Origin of the sequence: Pseudomonas sp. 273 (genome assembly GCF_029201425.1) — a bacterium.
Classification (GTDB): Bacteria; Pseudomonadota; Gammaproteobacteria; order Pseudomonadales; family Pseudomonadaceae; genus Pseudomonas; species Pseudomonas delhiensis.
Window position 1 is genome coordinate 6,750,252 of the sequence record NZ_CP116775.1, and the last position, 22,516, is coordinate 6,772,767.

Here is a 22,516-nt window from a genome sequence, read left to right on the forward strand (position 1 = left end):
CTTGCATCCTGTAGCCTGAACATGAAACTACTGATCCTCGACCGCGACGGTGTCATCAACCAGGACTCCGACGCGTACATCAAATCCCTCGACGAGTGGATTCCCCTTCCCGGCGCCATCACTGCCATCGCCCGCCTGAGCCGGGCCGGCTGGACGGTCGCGGTGGCCACCAACCAGTCCGGCATCGCCCGCGGCTACTACGACCTCGCCACCCTGGAAAACATGCACGCGCGCCTGCGCGAGCTGGTGGCGGAGCAGGGCGGCGAACTGGGGCTGATCGTCCATTGCCCCCATGGACCCGACGAAGGCTGCGAGTGCCGCAAGCCGAAGCCGGGTATGCTCAGGCAGATCGCCGCGTACTACGACGTTTCGCTCAAGGGCGTCTGGTTCGTCGGCGACACCCGGGGTGACCTGGAAGCCGCCCTGGCCGTCGATTGTCAGCCCGTGCTGGTGAAGACCGGCAAGGGCGAACGCACCCTGGCCAAGGCGCTGCCCGAAGGCACGCTGGTCTTCGATGACCTGGCCGCCGTCGCCTCCCACCTCTTGCCCTAAGGACCCGCTGACCATGTCGACAGTGCAGGCCATCAGAACCGTTCTCTTCTACCTGCTGCTGTCGGCCAGCGCCTTCCTCTGGGGCACCCTCAGCCTGCTGATCGCGCCCTTCCTGCCGTTCCGCGCGCGCTACCGCTTCGTGGTCCAGCGCTGGTGCCGCTTCGCCGTCTGGCTGGCCTGGCACATGGTTGGCGTGCGCTACCGCCTCAGCGGCCTGGAAAACATCCCGCAGAAGCCCTGCGTGATCCTCTCCAAGCACCAGAGCACCTGGGAGACCTTCTTCCTCTCCGGCTACTTCGAACCGCTGAGCCAGGTACTCAAGCGCGAACTGCTGTTCGTGCCCTTCTTCGGCTGGGCCCTGGCCCTGCTCAGGCCCATCGCCATCGACCGCAGCCAGCCCAAACTGGCCCTCAAGCAGCTCGCCAAGCAGGGCCACGAGCGCCTGCAGCAGGGTGCCTGGGTGCTGATCTTCCCGGAGGGCACGCGCATCCCCACCGGCGAGCTGGGCAAGTTCTCCCGCGGCGGCGCGGCCCTGGCGGTGAATGCCGGCCTGCCGGTGCTGCCCATCGCCCACAACGCAGGCCACTGCTGGCCGAAGAACGGCTGGGCCAAGTACCCGGGCACCATCGAGGTGGCGATCGGCCCGCTGATGCATGCCGAAGGCGAAGGCCCGCGCGCCATCGCCGAACTCAACCAGCGCGCCGAGGAATGGGTGGCCCGGACCCTGCGCGAGATGGGCGAGCTGCCGGCACAGGCAGCGCCCAAGGCCGACGTGGCCTGAGCCGGATAGCCAGGCTGTAGAGGACAGGGCCCAATGGGCCCTGTTTTCGTTTCTGGCGCACGATCGGGCGTCACGGCACCCGTCCCCTGGTTTTTGTCCGATACGCCCTCCACGCGCGTCCCTGGCGGCCTATAAGCTCAAAGGCAGGCCCCAGGGAAGAGCGCTCGCCATGCCCCCGATCGAACCGCGTCCAGCCACCTCCATCCTGCTCCTGCGTGAAGCGGAGGAGGGCGACGAGCTGGAAGTCTTCATGCTGCAGCGTAACCCCCAGGTGGCCTTCTGCGGCGGCGCCCTGGTGTTCCCCGGCGGCAAGCTGGAAGACGCCGACGGCCACGCCCGGTTCCGCCAGCACTGCCTGGGCGCCGATAGCCTGGACGACGACGAACTGCGTTTCCGCGTGGCGGGGCTGCGCGAACTCTTCGAGGAAAGCGGCATTCTCCTGGCCCGCCGGCGAGGCTGCGAAGGACTGCTCGATGGCACAGCACTCGCCGAGCTGAAGGCTCGCTGGCAGCGTCACATCCAGGGCGACGCCAGGCGCTTCCTGGAACTGCTGGAAGAGGAGGCCCTGCTCCTCGCCATCGACCAGCTGGAACCCTTCGCCCACTGGGTCACCCCGGCCTTCCTCGACAAGCGCTTCGACACCCGCTTCTTCATCGCCGCCGCCCCGGCCGGACAGGCCGCCCTGCACGATGGCGGCGAGGCGGTGGACTCGCTGTGGATCAATCCGCAGCGCGCCCTGGAGGAAGGCGAAGCGGGCCGCCACAGCCTGGTCTTCGTCACCGCGCAGAACCTGCGCCTGCTGCTGGGCATCGACAACCTCGCCCAGGCCCTGGCCATGGCCCGCCAACGCCCGCGGCGCAGCGTGCAACCCTGGCTGGAGGACATCGGTGGCATCCGCCATCTGTGCATTCCCGAGGATGCCGGTTATCCCGAGGCGGTCTTTCCGTTGCGGCCGGGTGGGGGGGGGTTCTGAGTTTCCCCTGAATCCTGAATAGAGATTGGAGAGGAGAAGGCAGAGCCGGAGAAAATTCACGGCCAGACCATTTGGCTTTATGGTGGTCTTGCCGCGGCATTGCCGGTGTGGCGATCCAGGCGGCTAGAAGGGTTTGAAAGAAAGGTTGTCTTTTGTGGTGAGTGACACAGAATTGCTGGAACGTTTGCGGGCGGAGAACGCCCGTCTGATCGGGCTACTGGAAGCCCATGGCATCGACTGGCGCGACGCCGGGAAACAACCGGCCCATACACCCAGGCCGATAAATCCTCTCGATACGAACGCCAAGCTCGCGCTCTTCAAGCGGCTATTCAGAGGCAGGGCCGATGTATTTGCCTTGCGCTGGGAAAGCAAGGCAGGCAAGTCCGGCTACTCACCTGCCTGCGCCAACGAGTGGCGGCCTGGCGTATGCCAGAAACCCAGGATCAAATGCGGCGACTGCTCCCATCGACAACTGATTCCCTTGACCGATCAGGTGCTCTACAGGCACCTGGCGGGGGAGATCGTCATGGGCATATACCCGCTGCTGCCGGATGACACCTGTTACTTCCTCGCCGTGGATTTCGACGAAGCCGATTGGCGAGACGATGCCACGGCGTTCGCTCAATCCTGTCATGAGCTGAATATTCCAGTGGCTCTGGAGATCTCGCGCTCAGGCAAGGGTGCGCACGCCTGGATATTCTTCGAGCACAACGTTCCTGCATATGAGGCACGGCAGCTGGGTTCGGCGGTCATCAGCCACACCTGCGAGCGCACCCGCCAGTTGGCGTTGACGTCCTACGACCGACTGTTTCCGAACCAGGACAGCATGCCCAAGGGTGGCTTCGGCAACCTGATCGCATTGCCTTTGCAGAAGAAGGCCCGCGCATTGGGTGGAAGCATATTCGTCGATGAGACGCTGACGCCCTACCCGGATCAATGGGCATTCCTGGCCAGCATTCAGCCAATGCCGGTTCAGGATATTGCCCTCACCATGCAACAGGCCACGGGCGGGCGTCATCCGTTGGACGTCATCGAAGTCACGGACGAGGAGGATCGCAAACCCTGGCACCCCGCCTCGATAACATCCCGAAAACTGACCGGCCCCCTGCCGACGTCTATCAATGCAACCCAGGCCAACCAGCTCTATTTCGAGAAAGCAGAACTCCCCCAGCCGTTGGCCAACAAGCTCATCAGGCTTGCAGCCTTTCAGAATCCCGAATTCTACAAGGCCCAAGCCATGCGTTTGCCGGTATGGGACAAGCCTCGGATCATCGGCTGCGCAGAGAATTTTCCCCAGCACATCGCCTTGCCTCGCGGTTGCCTCGATGAAGTGCGGACACTGCTGCAGGAGAATGCCATCGGCCTGGTACTCCACGACGAGCGCTATCAAGGGGAGCCGATCGCGGCCAACTTCGCAGGAAGGTTGCGCCCTGATCAGGAAGCGGCACTCGAAGCCGTTCTGGAACACGAAACGGGGGTTCTCTGCGCCCCCACCGCATTCGGCAAGACCGTCACAGCGGCGGCCCTGATCGCCAGGCGGGGGTGAATACGCTGGTCCTGGTGCACAGGACGGAGTTGCTGCAGCAGTGGAGAGAACGCCTGCAGACTTTCCTTGGCGTAGGCAAGGGCATTGTCGGCAGCATCGGCGGCGGCAAGGCAAAGCCCACCGGCATCATCGATGTGGCCGTGATGCAATCACTGTCCCGCCAGGGCGAAGTCAACGAGCAGGTGAAACAGTATGGGCAAGTCATCGTGGATGAATGCCATCACCTATCGGCCTTTTCCTTCGAATCCATCCTCAAGACCGCTCGCGCCAAATACGTGTTGGGCCTGACAGCCACACCGGTACGCCGAGATGGACAACAACCGATCATCTTCATGCAATGCGGGCCGATACGACATACGGCGACCCGTCCCGAAAGCGCACCGGCCGATCTGTTGGTGATACCGAAATGGTTATCCCAACCCATCGCCATGCCTGAAGGCTCGGGTATCCAGGACGTGTTCCAGCAGGTCGCCAGGGATACGGATAGAACGGAAAGAATCGTGGCCGCGGTGAACGCCGCCTTCGAGGAGGGCAGAAAGGTCCTGGTGCTGACGGAGCGAACGGACCATCTCAGCGCCATCGAAGAAAGATTGTCTGCGCAGATCAAGGACCTGTTCACATTGCATGGACGGCTTTCCAGGAAGCAACGCACTGCGCTGATGGAAAGCCTGGCCGCGCTGCCCAACGACGCACCACGAGTCATCCTGGCTACCGGAAAACTGATAGGGGAGGGCTTCGATCATCCCGCGCTGGATACCCTGGTACTGGCAATGCCGATCTCCTGGAAGGGGACGCTTCAGCAGTATGCGGGACGGCTGCATCGTGAGCATGCAGACAAGGCCGATGTCCGCATCATCGACTTCGTGGATGCAGGGCACCCGGCTTTACTTCGGATGTGGAACAAGCGTGAGGACGGCTACAGGGCAATGGGTTATCGCTTTGCGGATGCTGCCAGTTCTCCGGGGTTGTTCGACCGAGGCTGAAACACTGCTCGACTGCTGTCCCTGGGGCCCGAGATGGGTATCGACGACAATAGCGATTAAATGAGCCAGGCCGCGCCAGGCCTGCTTTTCAGTGTTGCGAAGCCCGCCTGCCAACGTCAGCGATTATATGAAACCTCAAGCCCAGAAAGGCACGTACTTGGCGTAACGCTTGGAGGTATTCTCCGGATCATCGAGCTTTACCAACCCTTGCATCACCGTGGCGGCGATGATCTGGGAAACGCTTGCGCTCTTGGCCCTGGTGTCTTCCAGCTTGAAGCGCTCACGAAGACTCTGGTTCGTCATCTTCTCGTTGCTGACATACCTGAGGCAGCAGTGCAGATAGCAGGCACGCACCCGCTCGACAGGTTCCATGTCAGCGAACTCCTTGTGAGCGTACAAGGCGACGGTGGTGTGCAGTGGAGAAACACGAACATGTGGAGCTGGCAGTTGGTAATACTCGGTACTGGAAACAACCTTGTCGATGCCGCTGCCCTTTTCCTCGCAGATTCCCATCCGCCGCATCAAGTCCGCGAGCCTCTCATTGCGTGACTTGTATTCATCGACGAATCGTTCGGTGGGAATCAACGGCTGTCCCGGGTTGGTGATCTCGATGCGGTCCGCATAAATTTCGATCGTCACCGACCCTCCCGTCTCGTCGAAGTCCTGGTGCACCAGAGCATTCGCAATCAGCTCCCGGATCGCCAGCTCAGGGAACATACGGGCTTCCTCGCGCAGTGCCTGGCCGATCACCTCGTTCATCGGCAGTTGGCCGTTGACGTAACTGATCAGCCCCTCGAATCCCACCGCATAGCCCTTCTGCCCAATCAGATCGCGCTCCGTAGCCAGCTTGTTCTTCCCTTTGTACGTCACTACGCGCACCGCCTTGCGCTGCAAGAACTCGAACTCGCGCAGATCCTTGGCCAGCAACAACGCGCCCAGGTTGGTGATTCGGTATCCGGCAGTCTCGGTCGCGACGAATCTCTCGCTGACCAGTCGCGCAAGAATGCCTTCACGGGTCGCAGCGAGAGGCATCTTCAGCAGGTCGAAGAACGTCTGTACATCCAGTAGGGAAACCACAGCATCCGCCTCCACCGGTACAGAGGCATAACCACTGAGGAAATCCGGCTGTCCTTCTGCGAATATTCGCTTCAACTGGTCCTGGGTCATCGGCACCAGTTCTTCACCAGAACGCATCAGGTAGGCGCCTTCGTAATGCAGTGGCTGGCCGATAGGGCGCGAGGGAACCTCGAACACCAGAACCCGTCCGTCAGGGTGAAGCAGTTCCCGGACATCAACCCGAATGCGCAGCGCTTCGAGAATCCTCGACTTGATCTGACCCGGCTTTGCGAAGGCCGAAGTGCCCACTACCTGGCGTGGCGATCTGTCAGTAACCCCAAGCACAAGATACCCACCGCCTTCATTGGCCAGGGCCACGCAGTAACGCAGCAGCTTCACGGTGTCGTACTGCTGCTTGGCTTCCTTGAATTCCAGATGCTCCGTCTCGGAAGAACCCCCAAGCCAACACTGAAGAATATCCAGTTCACTCATGCACGCTCCCAGGAGAGGCGGATAGGTGAATCATTCTGGCAATAAAAAAACCCCGACTTACCTTTCGGAGAGCCGGGGTTTTCAAGAGCAGAACGGGAGCTAACGTTTACCAGAATATCCGTTCAACGTTGTCAGAACCGGAATGCCCCAATTACATCGATCAAACGTCCAGGTTCGACACCGCCAGGGCGTTGCTTTCGATGAAGTCGCGGCGCGGCTCCACGGCATCGCCCATCAGGGTGTTGAAGATCTGGTCGGCGGCGATGGCATCCTCGATGGTCACCTTCAGCATGCGGCGGACGTTCGGGTCCATGGTGGTTTCCCACAGCTGGTCCGGGTTCATCTCGCCGAGGCCTTTGTATCGCTGGATGCTGTGGCGCTTGGTGCCTTCGGCCATCAGCCACTCGAGCGCGTCCTTAAAGCTGGAGACCGGCTTCTTACGCTCGCCCTTCTGCACGTAGGCGCCTTCTTCCATCAGGCTGTTCAGCTTGGCACCCAGCTCGGTGACCGAGCGGTAGTCGTTGCTGGCGAAGAAGTCGCGGTTGAAGGTGACGTAGTTGGACAGGCCGTGGGCGATCATCTCCACCTCCGGCAGCCACAGGTGGCGCTCGCGATCCTCGCGCAGGCTGGCGGTGTAGGTCAGGCCGGACTTCTCGGAGGTCTTCAGGCGCGCCTGGTACTGTTCCAGCCAGGCCTGCATGGCGGCCTGGTCGCCCAGTTGCTCGACGTCGATGCGCGGCAGGTAGACGAAGTGCTCGGTCAGGTCCTGCGGGTACAGGCGCGACAGGCGGGAGAGGGTACGCATGACGGTGCGGTACTCGTTGACCAGCTTCTCCAGCGCCTCGCCGGACAGGCCCGGGGCGCTTTCGTTGACGTGCACGCTGGCGTCCTCGAGGGCCGACTGGGTCATGTATTCCTCCATGGCCACGTCGTCCTTGATGTACTGCTCCTGCTTGCCTTTCTTCACCTTGTACAGCGGCGGCTGGGCGATGTAGATGTAGCCGCGCTCGACCAGCTCGGGGAGCTGGCGGAAGAAGAAGGTCAGCAGCAGGGTGCGGATGTGCGAACCGTCGACGTCAGCATCGGTCATGATGATGATGTTGTGGTAGCGCAGCTTGTCGATGTTGTACTCCTCGCGCCCGATGCCGCAGCCCAGCGCGGTGATCAGGGTGCCCACCTCCTGGGAGGAGAGCATCTTGTCGAAGCGAGCCTTCTCGACGTTGAGGATCTTGCCCTTGAGCGGCAGGATCGCCTGGGTCTTGCGGTTGCGGCCCTGCTTGGCAGAACCGCCCGCGGAGTCACCCTCCACTATGTAGAGTTCGGAGAGGGCGGGGTCCTTCTCCTGGCAGTCGGCGAGCTTGCCCGGCAGGCCGGCGATGTCCAGCGCGCCCTTGCGGCGGGTCATCTCGCGGGCCTTGCGCGCGGCCTCACGGGCGCGGGCGGCGTCGATCATCTTGCCGACCACGGCCTTGGCCTCGTTGGGGTTCTCCAGCAGGAAGTCGGCGAAGTACTTGCCCATCTCCTGTTCCACCGCGGTCTTCACCTCGGAGGACACCAGCTTGTCCTTGGTCTGCGAGCTGAACTTCGGATCCGGCACCTTCACCGAGATGATCGCGGTCAGGCCTTCACGGGCGTCGTCGCCGGTGGTGGCGATCTTGTACTTCTTCGCCAGGCCTTCCTGCTCGATGTAGTTGTTCAGGTGGCGGGTGAGGGCGGAGCGGAAGCCCGCCAGGTGAGTGCCACCGTCACGCTGCGGAATGTTGTTGGTGAAGCAGAGGATGTTCTCGTTGAAGCTGTCGTTCCACTGCAGGGCGACTTCCACGCCAACGCCGTCTTCTTCGCGCTGGGTGTTGAAGTGGAACACCTGGTTGACGATGTTCTTGTTGGTGTTCAGGTACTCGACGAAGGCGCGCAGGCCCCCTTCGTACTTGAACAGCTCCTCCTTGCCGGTGCGCTCGTCGCGCAGCAGGATGCCCACGCCGGAGTTGAGGAAGGACAGCTCACGGATGCGCTTGGCCAGGATGTCCCAACTGAAGTGGATGCTGGTGAAGGTCTCGTCGGAGGCCTTGAAATGCACCTCGGTACCCGAGCCATCGGTCTCGCCCACCGGGCGCAGGGGGAACTGTGGCACGCCGTGGCGGTAGATCTGCTCCCAGACCTTGCCTTCGCGGCGGATGGTCAGGCGCAGTTCCTCGGAGAGCGCGTTCACCACGGACACACCCACGCCGTGCAGGCCACCGGACACCTTGTAGGAGTTGTCGTCGAACTTACCGCCGGCGTGCAGCACGGTCATGATGACCTCGGCTGCGGAAACCCCTTCTTCCTTGTGGATATCGACAGGAATGCCACGGCCGTTGTCGCGGACGGTGATCGATTCATCGGTGTGGATGGTGACGCTGATCTCGCTGCAGTAGCCAGCCAGGGCTTCGTCGATCGAGTTGTCCAGCACCTCGAACACCATGTGGTGCAGGCCGGTGCCATCGTCCGTGTCGCCGATGTACATGCCCGGACGCTTGCGTACCGCGTCCAGCCCCTTCAGCACCTTGATGCTGTTAGAGTCGTACGTGTTGTTCTCGCTCATTCTTCACTCCCGAGGGTGGTCTGAGAGACATGCCCATGTTCCACGTGGAACATCGCAACCGGCGTGTCCGTTCGCCAGCTGTCCTTCAATGGTTCAGGGTCGACGCAGGTGATGAATACCTGGCAACCCAAATCTTCAAGCAACCGGCACAACGAACGCCGGTGCTTTTCGTCGAGTTCCGAGGGCAGGTCGTCCACCAGGTAGACGCACTGGCCTCGCTTGGCCTGATTGATCAGGTGCCCCTGGGCAATACGCAGGGCGCAGACTACGAGTTTCTGCTGCCCCCGCGACAGGATATCTGCCGCGTTATGCCCGCCCAGGCGAATTCGTAGATCGGCCCGTTGCGGCCCAGCCTGGGTGTGCCCCATCTGCTGGTCGCGCAACAAGCTGCCATTCAATACTTCGCCCAGCTCGCGATCCTTGTCCCAGCCGCGGTAATAACTGAGGGTGAGCTGGTCCAACTGGATCAGCTCGCCCAGCGTCTGTTCGAAGACCGGTTTGAGCGTCTGGATATAGGACCGCCGATAGCCATCGATTTCGTCGCTGGCACTGCACAATTCGCGGTCCCAGGCAGCCTGCGAAGCACCGTCCAGTCTACCATGTCGGAGCCACGAGTTCCGCTGGCGCAGCGCCTTCTGCAGCCGCTGCCAGGCGACCATGAAGCGTTGTTCCACGTGGAACACACCCCAGTCGAGGAACTGCCGGCGAATCTTCGGAGCCCCCTCCAATAGACGGAAGCTGTCCGGGTTGATCAGCTGCAACGGCAAGGTTTCCGCCAGCTGGGCGGTGCTGCGTGCATTCTGGCCGTCAATGCGAATCTGGAACTCGCCCTGGCGCTCCCGGGAAATCCCCAGGTTGCTGGTCATGCCATTGGCCAGCTGGACCTGGCCGAAGACGGTGCAGGCGGCCTGTTCGTATTGGATGACCGGTTGCAAGCGCTGGCTGCGGAAGGAGCGGGCGAGGCCGAGCAGGTGGACGGCTTCGAGCACGCTGGTCTTGCCGCTGCCGTTTTCGCCGTAGAGGATGTTGATACGAGGGGAGGGGGAGAAGGTCACCGGGTGCAGGTTGCGCACCGCGGTGACCGAGACGCGGGTCAGTGACATTCAGTGAAGGTCAGAGACGCATCGGCATGACGACGTAGGCGGAGTCGTCGTTGTCGGCTTCCTGCAGCAGGGCGCTGCTGTTGGCGTCGGAGAGGATCATGCGAACCTGCTCGGTGCCCATCACGCCCAGTACGTCCAGCAGGTAGCTGACGTTGAAGCCGATTTCCAGGCTGCTGCCGTTGTAGTCGACCTGCACTTCTTCTTCCGCTTCCTCCTGCTCCGGGTTGTTCGCCTGGATTTTCAGCAGGCCGGAGGTCAGTTGCAGGCGAATGCCGCGGTACTTCTCGTTGGAGAGGATCGCAGTACGGCTGAAGGCCTCGCGCAGCAGCTGGCGGTCACCGATCACCAGCTTGTCGCCGCCCTTGGGTAGCACGCGCTCGTAGTCGGGGAACTTGCCGTCCACCAGCTTGGAGGTGAAGGTGAACTCGCCGGTGGTGGCACGGATGTGGTGCTGGCCGAGGACGATGTCCACCTGGCCGTCCTGCTCGGTGAGCAGACGCGCCAGTTCCAGGATGCCCTTGCGCGGCACGATGACCTGATGGCGGTCCTGGGCCTCCGGCACGCCGCCGCTGAAGGAGCACATGGCCAGGCGGTGGCCGTCGGTGGCCACGGCACGCAGGGTGCCGTTGGACACTTCCAGGAGCATGCCGTTGAGGTAGTAGCGAACGTCCTGCTGGGCCATGGCGAAGCTGGTGCGGTCGATCAGGCGGCGCAGCTTGCTCTGCACCAGGCTGAAGGTCAGCGAGCCCGGGCCTTCCTCGACGGTGGGGAAGTCGTTGGCCGGCAGGGTGGACAGGGTGAAGCGGCTACGGCCGGCCTTGACCAGCAGCTTCTGCTCGTCGACACGGATGTCGATCAGCGCATCGCTGGGCAGGCTCTTGCAGATGTCCATGAGCTTGCGCGCCGGGACGGTGATTTCGCCCGGTTCGGCCGGCTCTTCCAGGGTGACGCGGCCAACCAGTTCGACCTCGAGGTCGGTACCGGTCAGCGACAGCTGCTGGCCCTGGACCACCAGCAGCACGTTGGAAAGAACCGGCAGCGTCTGGCGGCGCTCGACCACACCAGCGACCAGTTGCAGGGGTTTCAACAGAGCTTCGCGTTGAATGGTGAAATGCATGGTCTAATCCCTTGCCTCGTGGGGCTGCAGCTTGGCCTCAGGTGGTCAGCGTACGCAGCAGGTTCTTGTAGTCCTCGCGGATGTCCGCGTCGGATTCCTTCAATTGAGCGATCTTACGACAGGCGTGCAGCACCGTGGTGTGGTCCCGACCACCGAAAGCCACGCCGATTTCCGGCAGGCTGTGGTTGGTCAGCTCCTTGGACAGGGCCATGGCCACCTGGCGCGGACGCGCCACCGAGCGCGAACGGCGCTTGGACAGCAGGTCGGCGATCTTGATCTTGTAGTACTCGGCGACGGTGCGCTGGATGTTGTCGATGCTGACCAGCTTGTCCTGCAGGGCCAGCAGGTCCTTCAGCGACTCGCGGATCAGCTCGATGGTGATCGGCCGGCCCATGAAGTGGGAGTGGGCGATCACCCTTTTCAGGGCACCCTCAAGCTCGCGCACGTTGGAACGGATGCGCTGGGCGATGAAGAAGGCCGCGTCATGCGGCAACTCCACCTTCGCCTGCTCGGCCTTCTTCATCAGGATGGCCACGCGGGTTTCCAGCTCCGGCGGCTCCACCGCCACCGTCAGGCCCCAGCCGAAGCGCGATTTCAGGCGCTCTTCCAGGCCTTCGATCTCCTTCGGGTAGCGGTCGCTGGTGAGGATCACCTGCTGGCCGCCTTCGAGCAGGGCGTTGAAGGTGTGGAAGAACTCTTCCTGGGAACGCTCCTTGCGGGCGAAGAACTGGATGTCGTCGATCAGCAGGGCATCCACCGAGCGGTAGAAGCGCTTGAACTCGTTGATGGCGTTCAGCTGCAGGGCCTTGACCATGTCTGCGACGAAGCGCTCCGAATGCAGGTACACGACCTTGGCGTTCGGGTTCTTCTTCAGCAGGTGGTTGCCCACGGCGTGCATCAGGTGCGTCTTGCCCAGGCCCACGCCCCCATAAAGGAAGAGCGGGTTGTAGCCGTGCTTGAGGTTGTCCGCCACCTGCCAGGCCGCGGCACGGGCCAGTTGGTTGGACTTGCCCTCGACGAAGTTCTCGAAGGTGAAGGTGCGGTTCAGGTAGCTGGTGTGCTTGAGCGCGCCTTCCACCTGCACGTTGCGCTCGGTGCGCACCGCGGGCGCCGAGGGCATGGCGGCGACGGCGGCGAGCGGGTCGATGCTCGGGCTGGACTCGTCGATGTCGGGCATCGGCTCCTGCACGTTGAGCTGCATCTGCTGCACCCGGCTGGCCGCTTCGGCCTGGGCGGGCGCCTCGGCCTGGTAGGCCTGGGCCTTGGCGGCGCGCACCTGCGCCGGCGACGGCGGCGGGGTGATGGTCGGCGCGGGCATCGCGTGGCTCTGCGGCATCAGCGCAGGGCGCGGGGCTCGGCTGCGGCGGCTGCCGATGAGCAGCGAAAGGGCGGGTATCTGCCCATTGCCGCGTTCACCCAGCAGTTCGAGCAGACGCCCCATGTATTTTTCGTTGACCCAGTCCAACACGAAACGGTTCGGTGCGTAGACACGCAGCTCCTCGCCCTCGGCCTCGACCTGCAGCGGCCGGATCCAGGTGTTGAATTGCTGGGATGGCAGCTCGTCGCGGAGCAATTCCACGCACTGCTGCCAGAGTTCCACGGACACGGGTATCCCCAGGATTTGGAAAGGAATGGAACGAAAAGGAAAGCGCAATTGTAGCCGTGCGCTACGGACTTATCCACATGAGAAATCAACAAGTGGGCAAGCAAAATCAAGGTGTTAATGATGGCATATGGCGATGGCCGGCGCACCCTGAAAGTTGTGGATAACCCCTGCATCGACCCAGGGATGGATGGGGGTGGAAAGCTGTTGAAAACCATCGCTGTGGACAAACAGGTCTTTCTTCCCCAGATTATCCACCGCGGCTGCACAGGAGTGTCACCGCTTCTCGACACCTTCATGAAATCCGCCATGGCCCGCAAACAGTGGCCAGAATTGACTTATCCACAGATTTGGCGGCGCCCTATAACAATCGCTTCCACTATCTTTTAAAGACCTTTTCTCCCTGTCTTTTATTTCAGCGCAATTCCACTGGGCGATTCCGGCTGGTTGGAAATTGACCTGACTCCGGGTTTTCACTAGAATCGCCGGTCTCTTTAAACGGGGTCCCTGCGACCTCAGGTCATCAATCCAGGTACCGAACAATGAAACGTACTTTCCAACCCAGCACTCTCAAGCGCGCTCGCGTCCACGGTTTCCGCGCTCGCATGGCCACCAAGAACGGCCGTCAGGTTCTGTCGCGTCGTCGCGCCAAGGGCCGCAAGCGTCTGACCGTCTGATTCGCCCGGCACAGGTGGTGAGTCGAGGATTCGACCGGGAAAAGCGTCTTCTGACAGCCCGGCATTTCACAGCGGTCTTCGACTCCCCCAGCGCCAAGGTTCCCGGTAAGCATGTCCTGCTGCTGGCGCGCGAAAACGCTCTGGATCACCCCCGCCTCGGCCTGGTGATCGGCAAGAAGAACGTCAAGCTCGCCGTCGAGCGCAACCGCCTCAAACGCCTGATCCGCGAATCGTTCCGGCACAACCAGGAAGCCCTGGCCGGCCTGGACATCGTGGTCATTGCGCGCAAGGGGTTGGGTGAATTGCAGAACCCCGAACTGCACCAGCAATTCGGCAAGCTCTTCAAACGCCTGCTGCGCAACCGACCCCGGCCGGAAAGCGCAACCGAACCTCCGGGGGTCGCCGACAGTTCCCATGCGTAGACTGGCGCTGCTTCTCATCCAGTTTTACCGCTACGCCATCAGCCCCTTGATGGCCAGTCACTGTCGCTTTCACCCCAGCTGCTCCTGCTACGCGTACGAAGCCATCGAACACCATGGCTTCCTGCGCGGCGGCTGGCTGGCCCTGCGTCGCCTGGGCCGCTGCCATCCCTGGCATCCCGGTGGCTATGATCCCGTGCCGCCCGCCACTTCCAAGCATCGCCCATCCTCGACGGCCGAGTAACCATGGACATCAAACGCTCGATCCTCATCGTCGCCCTGGCTATCGTGTCCTATGCGCTGGTTCTCCAGTGGAACAAGGACTACGGTCAGCCCGAACTGCCGGCCCAGACCGCGTCGTTCAACCAACAGTCCCAGGGCCTGCCGGATACGTCCGTGCCTGCCACCGGCACTGCCAGCGCCGACGTACCGACCGCCCAGAGCGGCGAAACCGGGCTGCCCAGCGCCCAGCAACCAGCAGCCTCCAACGGCCAGCTGATCCAGGTGAAGACCGACGTCCTCGACCTGGCCATCGACCCCCGTGGCGGTGACGTGGTGCAACTGGGCCTGACCCAGTACCCGATGCGCCAGGATCGCCCGGACCTGCCCTTCGCCCTGTTCGAGCATGGCCAGCGCACCTACCTCGCGCAGAGCGGCCTGACCGGCACCGACGGTCCGGACGCCGCCGTCGCCGGCCGCCCGCTGTACAGCAGTACCAAGACCCAGTACCAGCTGGCCGACGGCCAGGACCAACTGGTGGTCGACCTGAACTTCGCCCGCGATGGCGTCAGCTACATCAAGCGCTTCACCTTCCACCGCGGCCTGAAGACCGACTGCAGCGACAAGGAAAAGGCGCAGAAGAAGCTCGACTGCATCAACCCGAACGCCTACCAGATCGACGTCACCTACCTGGTCGACAACCAGAGCGGCAAGCCCTGGAGCGCTTCGCTGTTCGCCCAGCTCAAGCGCGACGCCAGCGCCGACCCGTCGTCCACCACCGCCACCGGCGTGTCCACCTATCTGGGCGCAGCGGTCTGGACCCCGGAGAAGCCCTACGTGAAGGTGTCCATGAAAGACATGGACAAGGAGCCCTTCAAGCAGAGCCTGCAGGGCGGCTGGGTAGCCTGGCTGCAGCACTACTTCGTCACGGCCTGGGTGCCCGCCAAGGGCGACACCCACAACGTGATGACCCGCAAGGACCCCCAGGGCAACTACATCGTCGGCTTCACCGGCCCGACCCTGAGCGTGCCCGCCGGCGCCAAGGGCGAGACCAGCCTGACCCTGTATGCCGGTCCCAAGCTGCAGAAGTACCTGGGCGAGCTGTCCCCGGGCCTGGAGCTGACCGTCGACTACGGCCCGCTGTGGTTCATCGCCCAGCCGATCTTCTGGCTGCTGCAACATATCCACGGCCTGGTCGGCAACTGGGGCTGGTCGATCATCCTGCTGACCATCGTCATCAAGCTGGCCTTCTTCCCGCTTTCCGCCGCCAGCTACAAGTCGATGGCGCGCATGCGTGCCGTCTCGCCGAAGATGGCCGCGATCAAGGAGCAGCACGGCGACGATCGCCAGAAGATGTCCCAGGCGATGATGGAGCTGTACAAGAAGGAGAAGATCAACCCGCTGGGTGGCTGCCTGCCGATCCTGGTGCAGATGCCGGTGTTCCTCTCCCTCTACTGGGTACTGCTGGAAAGCGTGGAGATGCGCCAGGCCCCGTGGCTGGGTTGGATCACCGACCTCTCGGTGAAGGACCCGTTCTTCATCCTGCCGATCGTCATGGGCGCCACCATGCTGGTCCAGCAGATGCTCAACCCGACCCCGCCGGATCCCATGCAGGCCAAGGTGATGAAGCTGATGCCGATCATCTTCACCTTCTTCTTCCTGTGGTTCCCGGCCGGCCTGGTGCTGTACTGGGTGGTCAACAACTGCCTGTCCATCGCCCAGCAGTGGTACATTACCCGGCAGATCGAAGGCGCGAGCAAGGCCAAGACCGCCTGACGCCACGCCCTCGGCCCAGCCTACAGAACGCCCCCTCGTGGGGCGTTCTGCTATCCGGAGGAAAGCCATGAACGCAGCCCGTGAAACCATCGCCGCCGTCGCCACCGCCCAGGGCCGGGGTGGCGTCGGCATCGTCCGCGTCTCCGGGCCCCGGGCGCTGCCCATCGCCATCAGCCTCAGCGGCCGCGAGCCGCAGCCGCGCTTCGCCCACTACGGGCCCTTCTACGACGACGAAGGCGAGGTGATCGACGAAGGCCTGCTGCTGTTCTTCCGCGGCCCCAACTCCTTCACCGGCGAGGACGTGGTAGAGCTGCACGGCCATGGCGGCCCCGTGGTGCTCGACATGCTCCTGCAGCGCTGCCTGGAACTGGGCTCGCGCCAGGCCCGCCCCGGCGAGTTCAGCGAGCGCGCCTTCCTCAACGACAAGCTCGACCTGGCCCAGGCCGAGGCCATCGCCGACCTCATCGAGGCCAGCTCGGCCCAGGCCGCGCGCAATGCCGTGCGCTCGCTGCAGGGCGAGTTCTCGCGGCGCGTGCACCAGCTCACCGAACAGCTGATCCAGTTGCGCATCTACGTCGAGGCGGCCATCGACTTCCCCGAGGAGGAAATCGACTTCCTCGCCGATGGCCACGTGCTGTCGCAGCTCGACAAGGTCCGCGCGGAACTCGCCGGCGTCCTGCGCGAAGCCGGCCAGGGCGCGCTGCTGCGCGACGGCATGACGGTGGTGATCGCCGGCCGGCCCAACGCCGGCAAGTCCAGCCTGCTCAACGCCCTGGCCGGGCGCGAGGCGGCGATCGTCACCGATATCGCCGGCACCACCCGCGACGTGCTGCGCGAACATATCCACATCGACGGCATGCCGCTGCACGTCGTGGACACCGCCGGCCTGCGCGACACCGAGGACCATGTGGAAAAGATTGGCGTGGAACGCGCGCTCAAGGCCATCGGCGAAGCCGACCGGGTGTTGCTGGTGATCGACTCCACCGCGCCGGAAGCCGCCGACCCCTTCGCCCTCTGGCCGGAATTCCTCGACGAGCGCCCGGACCCGGCGCGGGTCACGCTGATCCGCAACAAGGCCGACTTATCCACAAGCCCGGTGGGCATCGAGGAAAGCGCCGACGGCCACGTCACCCTGACTCTCTCCGCGCGATCCGGCGAAGGCCTGGACCTGCTGCGCGAACACCTGAAGGCCTGCATGGGCTTCGAACAGACCGCCGAAAGCAGCTTCAGCGCCCGCCGCCGCCACCTGGAAGCGCTGCGCCAGGCCGGGCAGCACCTCGACCACGGCCACGCCCAGCTGCTGCTCGCCGGCGCCGGGGAACTGCTGGCCGAGGACCTGCGCCATGCCCAGCAGGCCCTGGGGGAGATCACCGGGGCGTTCAGCTCCGATGACCTGCTGGGGCGGATCTTCTCCAGCTTCTGCATCGGGAAGTGATGTAGCGCCGGACCTGCTGCGGCTCTACCGCATGCAAGCGAGGCCTTTGAGAAAATTCTGGCTACATCCAGGAAAGCAAGAAGGGAACAGTGCGAGATAGTCGCCACACTGCCGGCAGCGTGGCGCGATGTGACGATCATGCGGATGCCGAAGCTGTGGATATCTGAATGAGCGCCCTCCGAAGGGAGTGACATCGCCATGACCGACAAGCCGACCTCCCTTTCCACCGCCCCGCAAGGCTATGCCGACTGGCTGGTCGACGTTAAGAGCCGCATCCACGCTGCGCAACAGCGCGCCACGCTGGCGGTCAACCGCGAACTGGTGCAGCTCTATTGGCAGATCGGCCGCGATATCCTGCAACGGCAGGCGAAGCAGGGATGGGGAGCCAAGGTGATCGACAGGCTGGCCCAGGACCTGCGATCGGCCTTTCCGGACATGAAGGGCTTTTCCCTGCGCAATCTCAAATATATGCGGGCCTTTGCCGAGGCCTGGCCGGATGAGTCATTTGTGCAAGAGGTGCTTGCACAATTGCCCTGGTACCACCACCTGGCGCTGCTGGATAAGCTACCCGGGCCCGAAACCCGTAAGTGGTATGCGGCCAAGGCAATCGAGCACAACTGGTCGCGCAACGTGCTGGTGATGCAGATCGAAGCCGGTCTGCTGGAACGAACCGGCAAGGCCGTGACCAACTTCGGGGCCCACCTGCCCAAGGCGCAATCCGACCTGGCCACCGAGTCGCTGAAAGACCCGTACCGCTTCGATTTTCTGGGGCTTGGCGAACAGGCGCAGGAGCGCGAGATCGAGCAGGCACTGGTGCGACACGTCACCGACTTCCTGCTGGAACTGGGCGCGGGCTTTGCCTTCGTCGGCCGGCAGGTGCCGCTGGAGGTAGGCGGCGAGGAGTTCTTCATCGACCTGCTGTTCTATCACCTCAAACTGCGCTGCTACGTGGTGATAGAGCTGAAGGCGGGCAAGTTCAAGCCGGACCACCTGGGGCAACTGAGCTTCTACCTGACGGCTGTGGATCGCCAGGTGAAGAACGAACACGACAGCCCCACCATCGGCCTGCTGTTGTGCAAGAGCCATAACAAGGTAGTGGCCGAATACGCCCTGGGCGACAAGTCGCAGCCCATGGGCATTGCCGAATACAAGCTGCTGCAATCGCTGCCGGAAGCACTTCGGACCAGCCTGCCCACGATCGAGCAGATCGAGCGGGAACTCGGCGGCCACTCCGGGGAATGATCGGCATCCGAGGAAGACTCTACCAACGAGTCGATCTTCAACTCGAACCTTCTCTTATCCACATCACGCATCCCCTGTGGATGATGTGTGCAAGCCCCCCTTTTCCCCATCTTTTTTTCAACCAGGTGTGGACAGCGCCCAAGCTAAAAAGACGCACAGTCCCCACGAAATCTAGCCTGCAAGGGTCTATACACACGCCACCTGAACCCTGTGGAAAACTACCGTATAGGTCCGTAGACAACCCGGTGGCCAAACCCGGGGATAACCGCCCTGTGTATAACCATGCATTCCATACACAGGTGTTCAACCGTAAATGCCCCGCTTCCCGACACCTTCGGCACAGGCTTATCCTTGGCTGTAAATATCGTCGCAGAAGGGCTCGACCCACTTATCCACAAAAAATGTCCACACCAAACATAATCACTAGCTCTAAAAAGATTTAAAAATTCCCTCTCTCTTTTTTTTGTGAATGAAGCATTCCCCGGTGTGACACTCGAAAGGCCGATTGGCTACTTTTCATACAGGTCCCTTCAATCGGCAGGGCTAAGCCCCTATACTGTGCGGCTCTCTTTTTCTTTCCCTGATCGACAGGCACGAGGTGCGTGGTGGATTTCCCTTCCCGTTTTGACGTGGTAGTGATCGGCGGTGGCCATGCCGGCACGGAGGCCGCGCTGGCGGCCGCACGCATGGGCGTGAAGACCCTGCTGCTCACCCACAATGTGGAAACCCTGGGCCAGATGAGCTGCAACCCGGCCATCGGCGGCATCGGCAAGAGCCACCTGGTCAAGGAAATCGATGCCCTGGGCGGGGCCATGGCCCACGCCACCGACAAGGGCGGCATCCAGTTCCGCGTGCTCAACAGCCGCAAGGGCCCCGCCGTGCGTGCCACCCGTGCCCAGGCCGACCGCGTGCTGTACAAGGCGGCGGTCCGCGAGATCCTGGAAAACCAGCCGAACCTGTGGATATTCCAGCAGGCCTGCGACGACCTGATCGTCGAGCAGGACCAGGTGCGCGGCGTGGTGACCCAGATGGGGCTGAAATTCCACGCCGACCAGGTGGTACTGACTGCAGGCACCTTCCTCGGCGGACTTATCCACATCGGCCTGCAGAACTACTCCGGCGGCCGCGCCGGTGACCCGCCGGCCATCGCCCTGGCCAAGCGCCTGCGCGAGCTGCCTTTACGCGTCGGCCGGCTGAAGACTGGCACGCCGCCGCGCATCGACGGCCGCAGCGTCGATTTCTCGGTGATGACCGAACAGCCCGGCGACACCCCGATCCCGGTGATGTCCTTCCTCGGCTCGAAGGAAGAACACCCGCGCCAGGTCAGCTGCTGGATCACCCACACCAACGCGCGCACCCACGAGATCATCGCCAGCAACCTCGACCGCTCGCCGATGTACTCCGGGGTCATCGAGGGCATCGGCCCGCGCTACTGCCCGTCGATCGAGGACAAGATCCATCGCTTCGCCGACAAGGACAGCCACCAGGTCTTCCTCGAACCCGAAGGCCTGACCACCCACGAGCTGTACCCCAACGGCATCTCCACCTCGCTGCCGTTCGACGTGCAGTTGGAGATCGTCCGCTCGATCCGCGGCATGGAGAACGCCCACATCGTTCGCCCGGGCTACGCCATCGAGTACGACTATTTCGACCCGCGCGACCTGAAGTACAGCCTGGAGACGAAAGTCATCGGCGGCCTGTTCTTCGCCGGCCAGATCAACGGCACCACCGGCTACGAAGAGGCTGGCGCCCAGGGCCTGCTCGCCGGCGCCAACGCCGCGCTGCGCGCCCAGGGCCGCGAGGCCTGGTGCCCGCGCCGCGACGAGGCGTACATCGGCGTGCTGGTCGACGACCTGATCACCCTGGGTACCCAGGAGCCCTACCGCATGTTCACCTCGCGCGCCGAGTACCGGCTGATCCTGCGCGAGGACAACGCCGACCTGCGCCTGACCGAGAAGGGCCGCGAGCTGGGCCTGGTGGACGACCGCCGCTGGGCGGCCTTCGAGGCCAAGCGCGAAGGCATCGAGCGTGAAGAGCAGCGCCTGAAGAGCACCTGGGTGCGGCCGAACACCCCGCAGGGCGACGCCATCGCCGAGCGCTTCGGCACCCCGCTGGCCCACGAGTACAACCTGCTCAACCTGCTGGCCCGCCCGGAAATCGACTACGCCAGCCTGGCCGAGGTGACCGGCGCCGGCGCCGAGGACGCGCAGGTCGCCGAGCAGGTGGAGATCCGCACCAAGTACGCCGGCTACATCGACCGCCAGCAGGAAGAGATCGCCCGCCTGCGCGCCAGCGAGGACACCTGCCTGCCTGTGGATATCGACTACACGAGCATTTCCGGGCTCTCCAAGGAGATCCAGAACAAGCTCGGCCAGGCTCGCCCGGAGACCCTCGGCCAGGCCGGCCGCATCCCCGGCGTCACCCCCGCGGCCATCTCGCTGCTGCTGATCCACCTGAAGAAACGCGCCACCGGCCGCCAACTGGAGCAGAGCGCCTGATGTCCCAGGTCACCCAAGCCCACGCCGACGAGCTCGTGCGTGGCGCCGCGGCGCTCGGCGTCGAACTCGACGAAGCCGGCCGCCAGGGCCTGCTCGCCTACCTCGCCCTGCTGGCGAAGTGGAACAAGGCGTACAACCTCACCGCGGTGCGCGACGTCGACGAGATGGTCTCGCGCCACCTGCTCGACAGCCTGAGCGTCGTCCCGCACTTCCTCGCCGCCGGCGGCGAGCGCTGGCTGGACGTCGGCAGCGGCGGCGGCATGCCCGGCATCCCGCTGGCCATCCTGTTCCCAAACAAGCGCCTGACGCTGCTCGACAGCAACGGCAAGAAGACCCGCTTCCTCACCCAGGTGAAGCTGGAGCTGAAACTGCAAAACCTGGAAGTTATCCACAGCCGGGTCGAGGCCTACCAGCCGGACCGGGCATTCAACGGCATCGTCTCCCGGGCCTTCAGCAGCCTGGAAGACTTCTGCAACTGGACCCGCCACCTCGGCGACGGCGAGACCCGCTGGCTGGCGATGAAAGGTTTGCACCCGGAGCAGGAGCTGACGGCACTCCCGGAAGATTTCCGGGTCGAAGCCGAGCACGCCCTCAGCGTGCCGGGTTGCCAAGGCCAGCGGCATCTGCTGATACTGCGCCGGAGCATGACGGGGACGGGGGAAAACCATGGCTAAGGTATTCGCGATCGCCAACCAGAAGGGCGGTGTCGGCAAGACCACCACCTGTATCAACCTCGCCGCCTCGCTGGTCGCCACCAAGCGCCGCGTGCTGCTGATCGACCTCGATCCACAAGGCAACGCCACCACCGGCAGCGGTGTGGATAAGTTGTCCCTGGAATATTCCATCTACGACGTGCTCACCGGCGAGGCCGACCTGGCCCAGGCCATGCAGTTCTCCGAGCACGGCGGCTACCAGATCCTCCCGGCCAACCGCGACCTCACCGCCGCGGAAGTGGTGCTGCTGGAGATGGACATGAAGGAGCACCGCCTGCGCCAGGCCCTGGCCCCGGTGCGCGAGAACTACGACTACATCCTCATCGACTGCCCGCCGTCGCTGTCGATGCTCACGGTCAACGCCCTTTCCGCCGCCGACGGGGTGATCATCCCCATGCAGTGCGAGTACTACGCCCTGGAAGGCCTGACCGACCTGATGAACAGCATCCAGCGCATCGCCGAGCGTCTGAATCCGACGCTGAGCATCGAAGGCCTGCTGCGGACCATGTACGATCCGCGCATCAGCCTGACCAACGACGTCAGCGCGCAGCTGCAGGAACACTTCGGCGACAAGCTCTACACCACCGTGATCCCGCGCAACGTGCGACTGGCCGAGGCACCCAGCTTCGGCATGCCGGCGCTGGTCTACGACAAGCAATCGCGCGGGGCCATGGCCTACCTGGCGCTGGCCGGCGAACTCGCGCGCCGACAGCGCGCCGCCCGCAAAGCCGCCACCGCATGACGAACTAA

17 protein-coding genes and 1 pseudogene are annotated in these 22,516 nt (G+C 63.4%); 13 read left to right on the plus strand and 5 right to left on the minus strand.

Annotated elements, in window-relative coordinates; all coding sequences use genetic code 11:
* Window positions 1-15: 15 nt before the first annotated feature.
* The 4 genes and pseudogenes from gmhB (at window position 16) to PKO50_RS30920 (ending at window position 4,835) form a co-directional block, all read left to right on the plus strand.
* Window positions 16-552, plus strand: coding sequence for a D-glycero-beta-D-manno-heptose 1,7-bisphosphate 7-phosphatase (gene gmhB, locus PKO50_RS30905; protein ID WP_177412100.1), 537 nt, complete (start codon window positions 16-18; stop codon window positions 550-552).
* 13 nt (window positions 553-565) lie between these two features.
* Window positions 566-1,333 (plus strand): lysophospholipid acyltransferase family protein, encoded by a 768-nt coding sequence (locus tag PKO50_RS30910; protein WP_109935344.1) that lies wholly within the window; start codon window positions 566-568, stop codon window positions 1,331-1,333.
* A gap of 169 nt (window positions 1,334-1,502) precedes the next feature.
* Window positions 1,503-2,306 (plus strand): hypothetical protein, encoded by an 804-nt coding sequence (locus PKO50_RS30915; RefSeq protein ID WP_275628148.1) that lies wholly within the window; start codon window positions 1,503-1,505, stop codon window positions 2,304-2,306.
* A 157-nt stretch (window positions 2,307-2,463) separates the two neighbouring features.
* Window positions 2,464-4,835: pseudogene (locus PKO50_RS30920) on the plus strand (DEAD/DEAH box helicase family protein).
* Between the two features lie 135 nt (window positions 4,836-4,970).
* Here PKO50_RS30920 and PKO50_RS30925 read toward each other — a convergent pair.
* From PKO50_RS30925 to dnaA, 5 genes are all read right to left on the minus strand, one after another.
* Window positions 4,971-6,383, minus strand: a complete 1,413-nt coding sequence (locus PKO50_RS30925) for an ATP-binding protein (RefSeq protein ID WP_275628149.1) — start codon at window positions 6,381-6,383, stop codon at window positions 4,971-4,973.
* Window positions 6,384-6,543: 160 nt separating this feature from the next.
* Window positions 6,544-8,964, minus strand: a complete 2,421-nt coding sequence (gene gyrB, locus PKO50_RS30930) for a DNA topoisomerase (ATP-hydrolyzing) subunit B (RefSeq protein WP_109935341.1) — start codon at window positions 8,962-8,964, stop codon at window positions 6,544-6,546.
* Entirely contained in the window at window positions 8,961-10,067 is a 1,107-nt protein-coding gene (recF, locus tag PKO50_RS30935) for a DNA replication/repair protein RecF (RefSeq protein ID WP_109935340.1), read from the minus strand. The genes gyrB and recF overlap by 4 nt, the downstream gene beginning before the upstream one ends.
* Window positions 10,068-10,077: 10 nt before the next feature.
* Window positions 10,078-11,184, minus strand: a complete 1,107-nt coding sequence (gene dnaN, locus PKO50_RS30940; RefSeq protein ID WP_109935339.1) for a DNA polymerase III subunit beta — start codon at window positions 11,182-11,184, stop codon at window positions 10,078-10,080.
* A gap of 37 nt (window positions 11,185-11,221) precedes the next feature.
* On the minus strand, window positions 11,222-12,790 hold the full coding sequence (gene dnaA / locus PKO50_RS30945) for a chromosomal replication initiator protein DnaA (RefSeq protein ID WP_275628150.1): 1,569 nt from the start codon (window positions 12,788-12,790) through the stop codon (window positions 11,222-11,224).
* Between the two features lie 539 nt (window positions 12,791-13,329).
* Here dnaA and rpmH point away from each other — a divergent pair.
* From rpmH to PKO50_RS30990, 9 genes are all read left to right on the plus strand, one after another.
* A complete protein-coding gene (gene rpmH / locus PKO50_RS30950) occupies window positions 13,330-13,464 on the plus strand; it encodes a 50S ribosomal protein L34 (RefSeq protein WP_003100258.1) in 135 nt (44 codons plus the stop codon).
* Between the two features lie 14 nt (window positions 13,465-13,478).
* Complete coding sequence (gene rnpA, locus PKO50_RS30955) at window positions 13,479-13,886, plus strand: ribonuclease P protein component (RefSeq protein WP_074980762.1); 408 nt, start codon at window positions 13,479-13,481, stop codon at window positions 13,884-13,886.
* Window positions 13,879-14,127 carry a membrane protein insertion efficiency factor YidD gene (gene yidD, locus PKO50_RS30960; RefSeq protein WP_043270141.1) on the plus strand — a complete coding sequence of 83 codons (249 nt, stop codon included), beginning with the start codon at window positions 13,879-13,881 and terminating at the stop codon, window positions 14,125-14,127. Before rnpA ends, yidD begins: the two co-directional genes overlap by 8 nt.
* Before the next feature lie 2 nt (window positions 14,128-14,129).
* On the plus strand, window positions 14,130-15,878 hold the full coding sequence (gene yidC, locus PKO50_RS30965) for a membrane protein insertase YidC (RefSeq protein WP_275628151.1): 1,749 nt from the start codon (window positions 14,130-14,132) through the stop codon (window positions 15,876-15,878).
* Between the two features lie 67 nt (window positions 15,879-15,945).
* Window positions 15,946-17,313, plus strand: coding sequence for a tRNA uridine-5-carboxymethylaminomethyl(34) synthesis GTPase MnmE (gene mnmE, locus PKO50_RS30970; RefSeq protein WP_089392564.1), 1,368 nt, complete (start codon window positions 15,946-15,948; stop codon window positions 17,311-17,313).
* A 198-nt stretch (window positions 17,314-17,511) separates the two neighbouring features.
* The gene (locus tag PKO50_RS30975; RefSeq protein WP_275628152.1) at window positions 17,512-18,555 is read left to right on the plus strand and encodes a PDDEXK nuclease domain-containing protein; all 1,044 of its coding nucleotides are present in this window, start codon (window positions 17,512-17,514) and stop codon (window positions 18,553-18,555) included.
* Between the two features lie 605 nt (window positions 18,556-19,160).
* Window positions 19,161-21,053 carry a tRNA uridine-5-carboxymethylaminomethyl(34) synthesis enzyme MnmG gene (gene mnmG, locus PKO50_RS30980; protein WP_275628153.1) on the plus strand — a complete coding sequence of 631 codons (1,893 nt, stop codon included), beginning with the start codon at window positions 19,161-19,163 and terminating at the stop codon, window positions 21,051-21,053.
* Window positions 21,053-21,727 (plus strand): 16S rRNA (guanine(527)-N(7))-methyltransferase RsmG, encoded by a 675-nt coding sequence (gene rsmG / locus PKO50_RS30985; RefSeq protein ID WP_275628154.1) that lies wholly within the window; start codon window positions 21,053-21,055, stop codon window positions 21,725-21,727. Before mnmG ends, rsmG begins: the two co-directional genes overlap by 1 nt.
* On the plus strand, window positions 21,720-22,508 hold the full coding sequence (locus tag PKO50_RS30990) for a ParA family protein (RefSeq protein ID WP_109935333.1): 789 nt from the start codon (window positions 21,720-21,722) through the stop codon (window positions 22,506-22,508). The genes rsmG and PKO50_RS30990 overlap by 8 nt, the downstream gene beginning before the upstream one ends.
* Window positions 22,509-22,516 lie beyond the last annotated feature (8 nt).

What these genes read in the sequence shown, in the direction of transcription:
- PKO50_RS30910 (WP_109935344.1), top strand. Translation starts at nt 566, where the DNA reads ATGTCGACAGTGCAGGCCATCAGAACCGTTCTCTTCTACCTGCTGCTG.
- PKO50_RS30990 (WP_109935333.1), top strand. Translation starts at nt 21,720, where the DNA reads ATGGCTAAGGTATTCGCGATCGCCAACCAGAAGGGCGGTGTCGGCAAG.
- recF (WP_109935340.1), bottom strand. Translation starts at nt 10,067, where the DNA reads ATGTCACTGACCCGCGTCTCGGTCACCGCGGTGCGCAACCTGCACCCG.
- yidD (WP_043270141.1), top strand. Translation starts at nt 13,879, where the DNA reads ATGCGTAGACTGGCGCTGCTTCTCATCCAGTTTTACCGCTACGCCATC.
- mnmE (WP_089392564.1), top strand. Translation starts at nt 15,946, where the DNA reads ATGAACGCAGCCCGTGAAACCATCGCCGCCGTCGCCACCGCCCAGGGC.
- yidC (WP_275628151.1), top strand. Translation starts at nt 14,130, where the DNA reads ATGGACATCAAACGCTCGATCCTCATCGTCGCCCTGGCTATCGTGTCC.
- rpmH (WP_003100258.1), top strand. Translation starts at nt 13,330, where the DNA reads ATGAAACGTACTTTCCAACCCAGCACTCTCAAGCGCGCTCGCGTCCAC.
- dnaN (WP_109935339.1), bottom strand. Translation starts at nt 11,184, where the DNA reads ATGCATTTCACCATTCAACGCGAAGCTCTGTTGAAACCCCTGCAACTG.
- PKO50_RS30975 (WP_275628152.1), top strand. Translation starts at nt 17,512, where the DNA reads ATGACCGACAAGCCGACCTCCCTTTCCACCGCCCCGCAAGGCTATGCC.
- gyrB (WP_109935341.1), bottom strand. Translation starts at nt 8,964, where the DNA reads ATGAGCGAGAACAACACGTACGACTCTAACAGCATCAAGGTGCTGAAG.
- rsmG (WP_275628154.1), top strand. Translation starts at nt 21,053, where the DNA reads ATGTCCCAGGTCACCCAAGCCCACGCCGACGAGCTCGTGCGTGGCGCC.
- PKO50_RS30925 (WP_275628149.1), bottom strand. Translation starts at nt 6,383, where the DNA reads ATGAGTGAACTGGATATTCTTCAGTGTTGGCTTGGGGGTTCTTCCGAG.
- PKO50_RS30915 (WP_275628148.1), top strand. Translation starts at nt 1,503, where the DNA reads ATGCCCCCGATCGAACCGCGTCCAGCCACCTCCATCCTGCTCCTGCGT.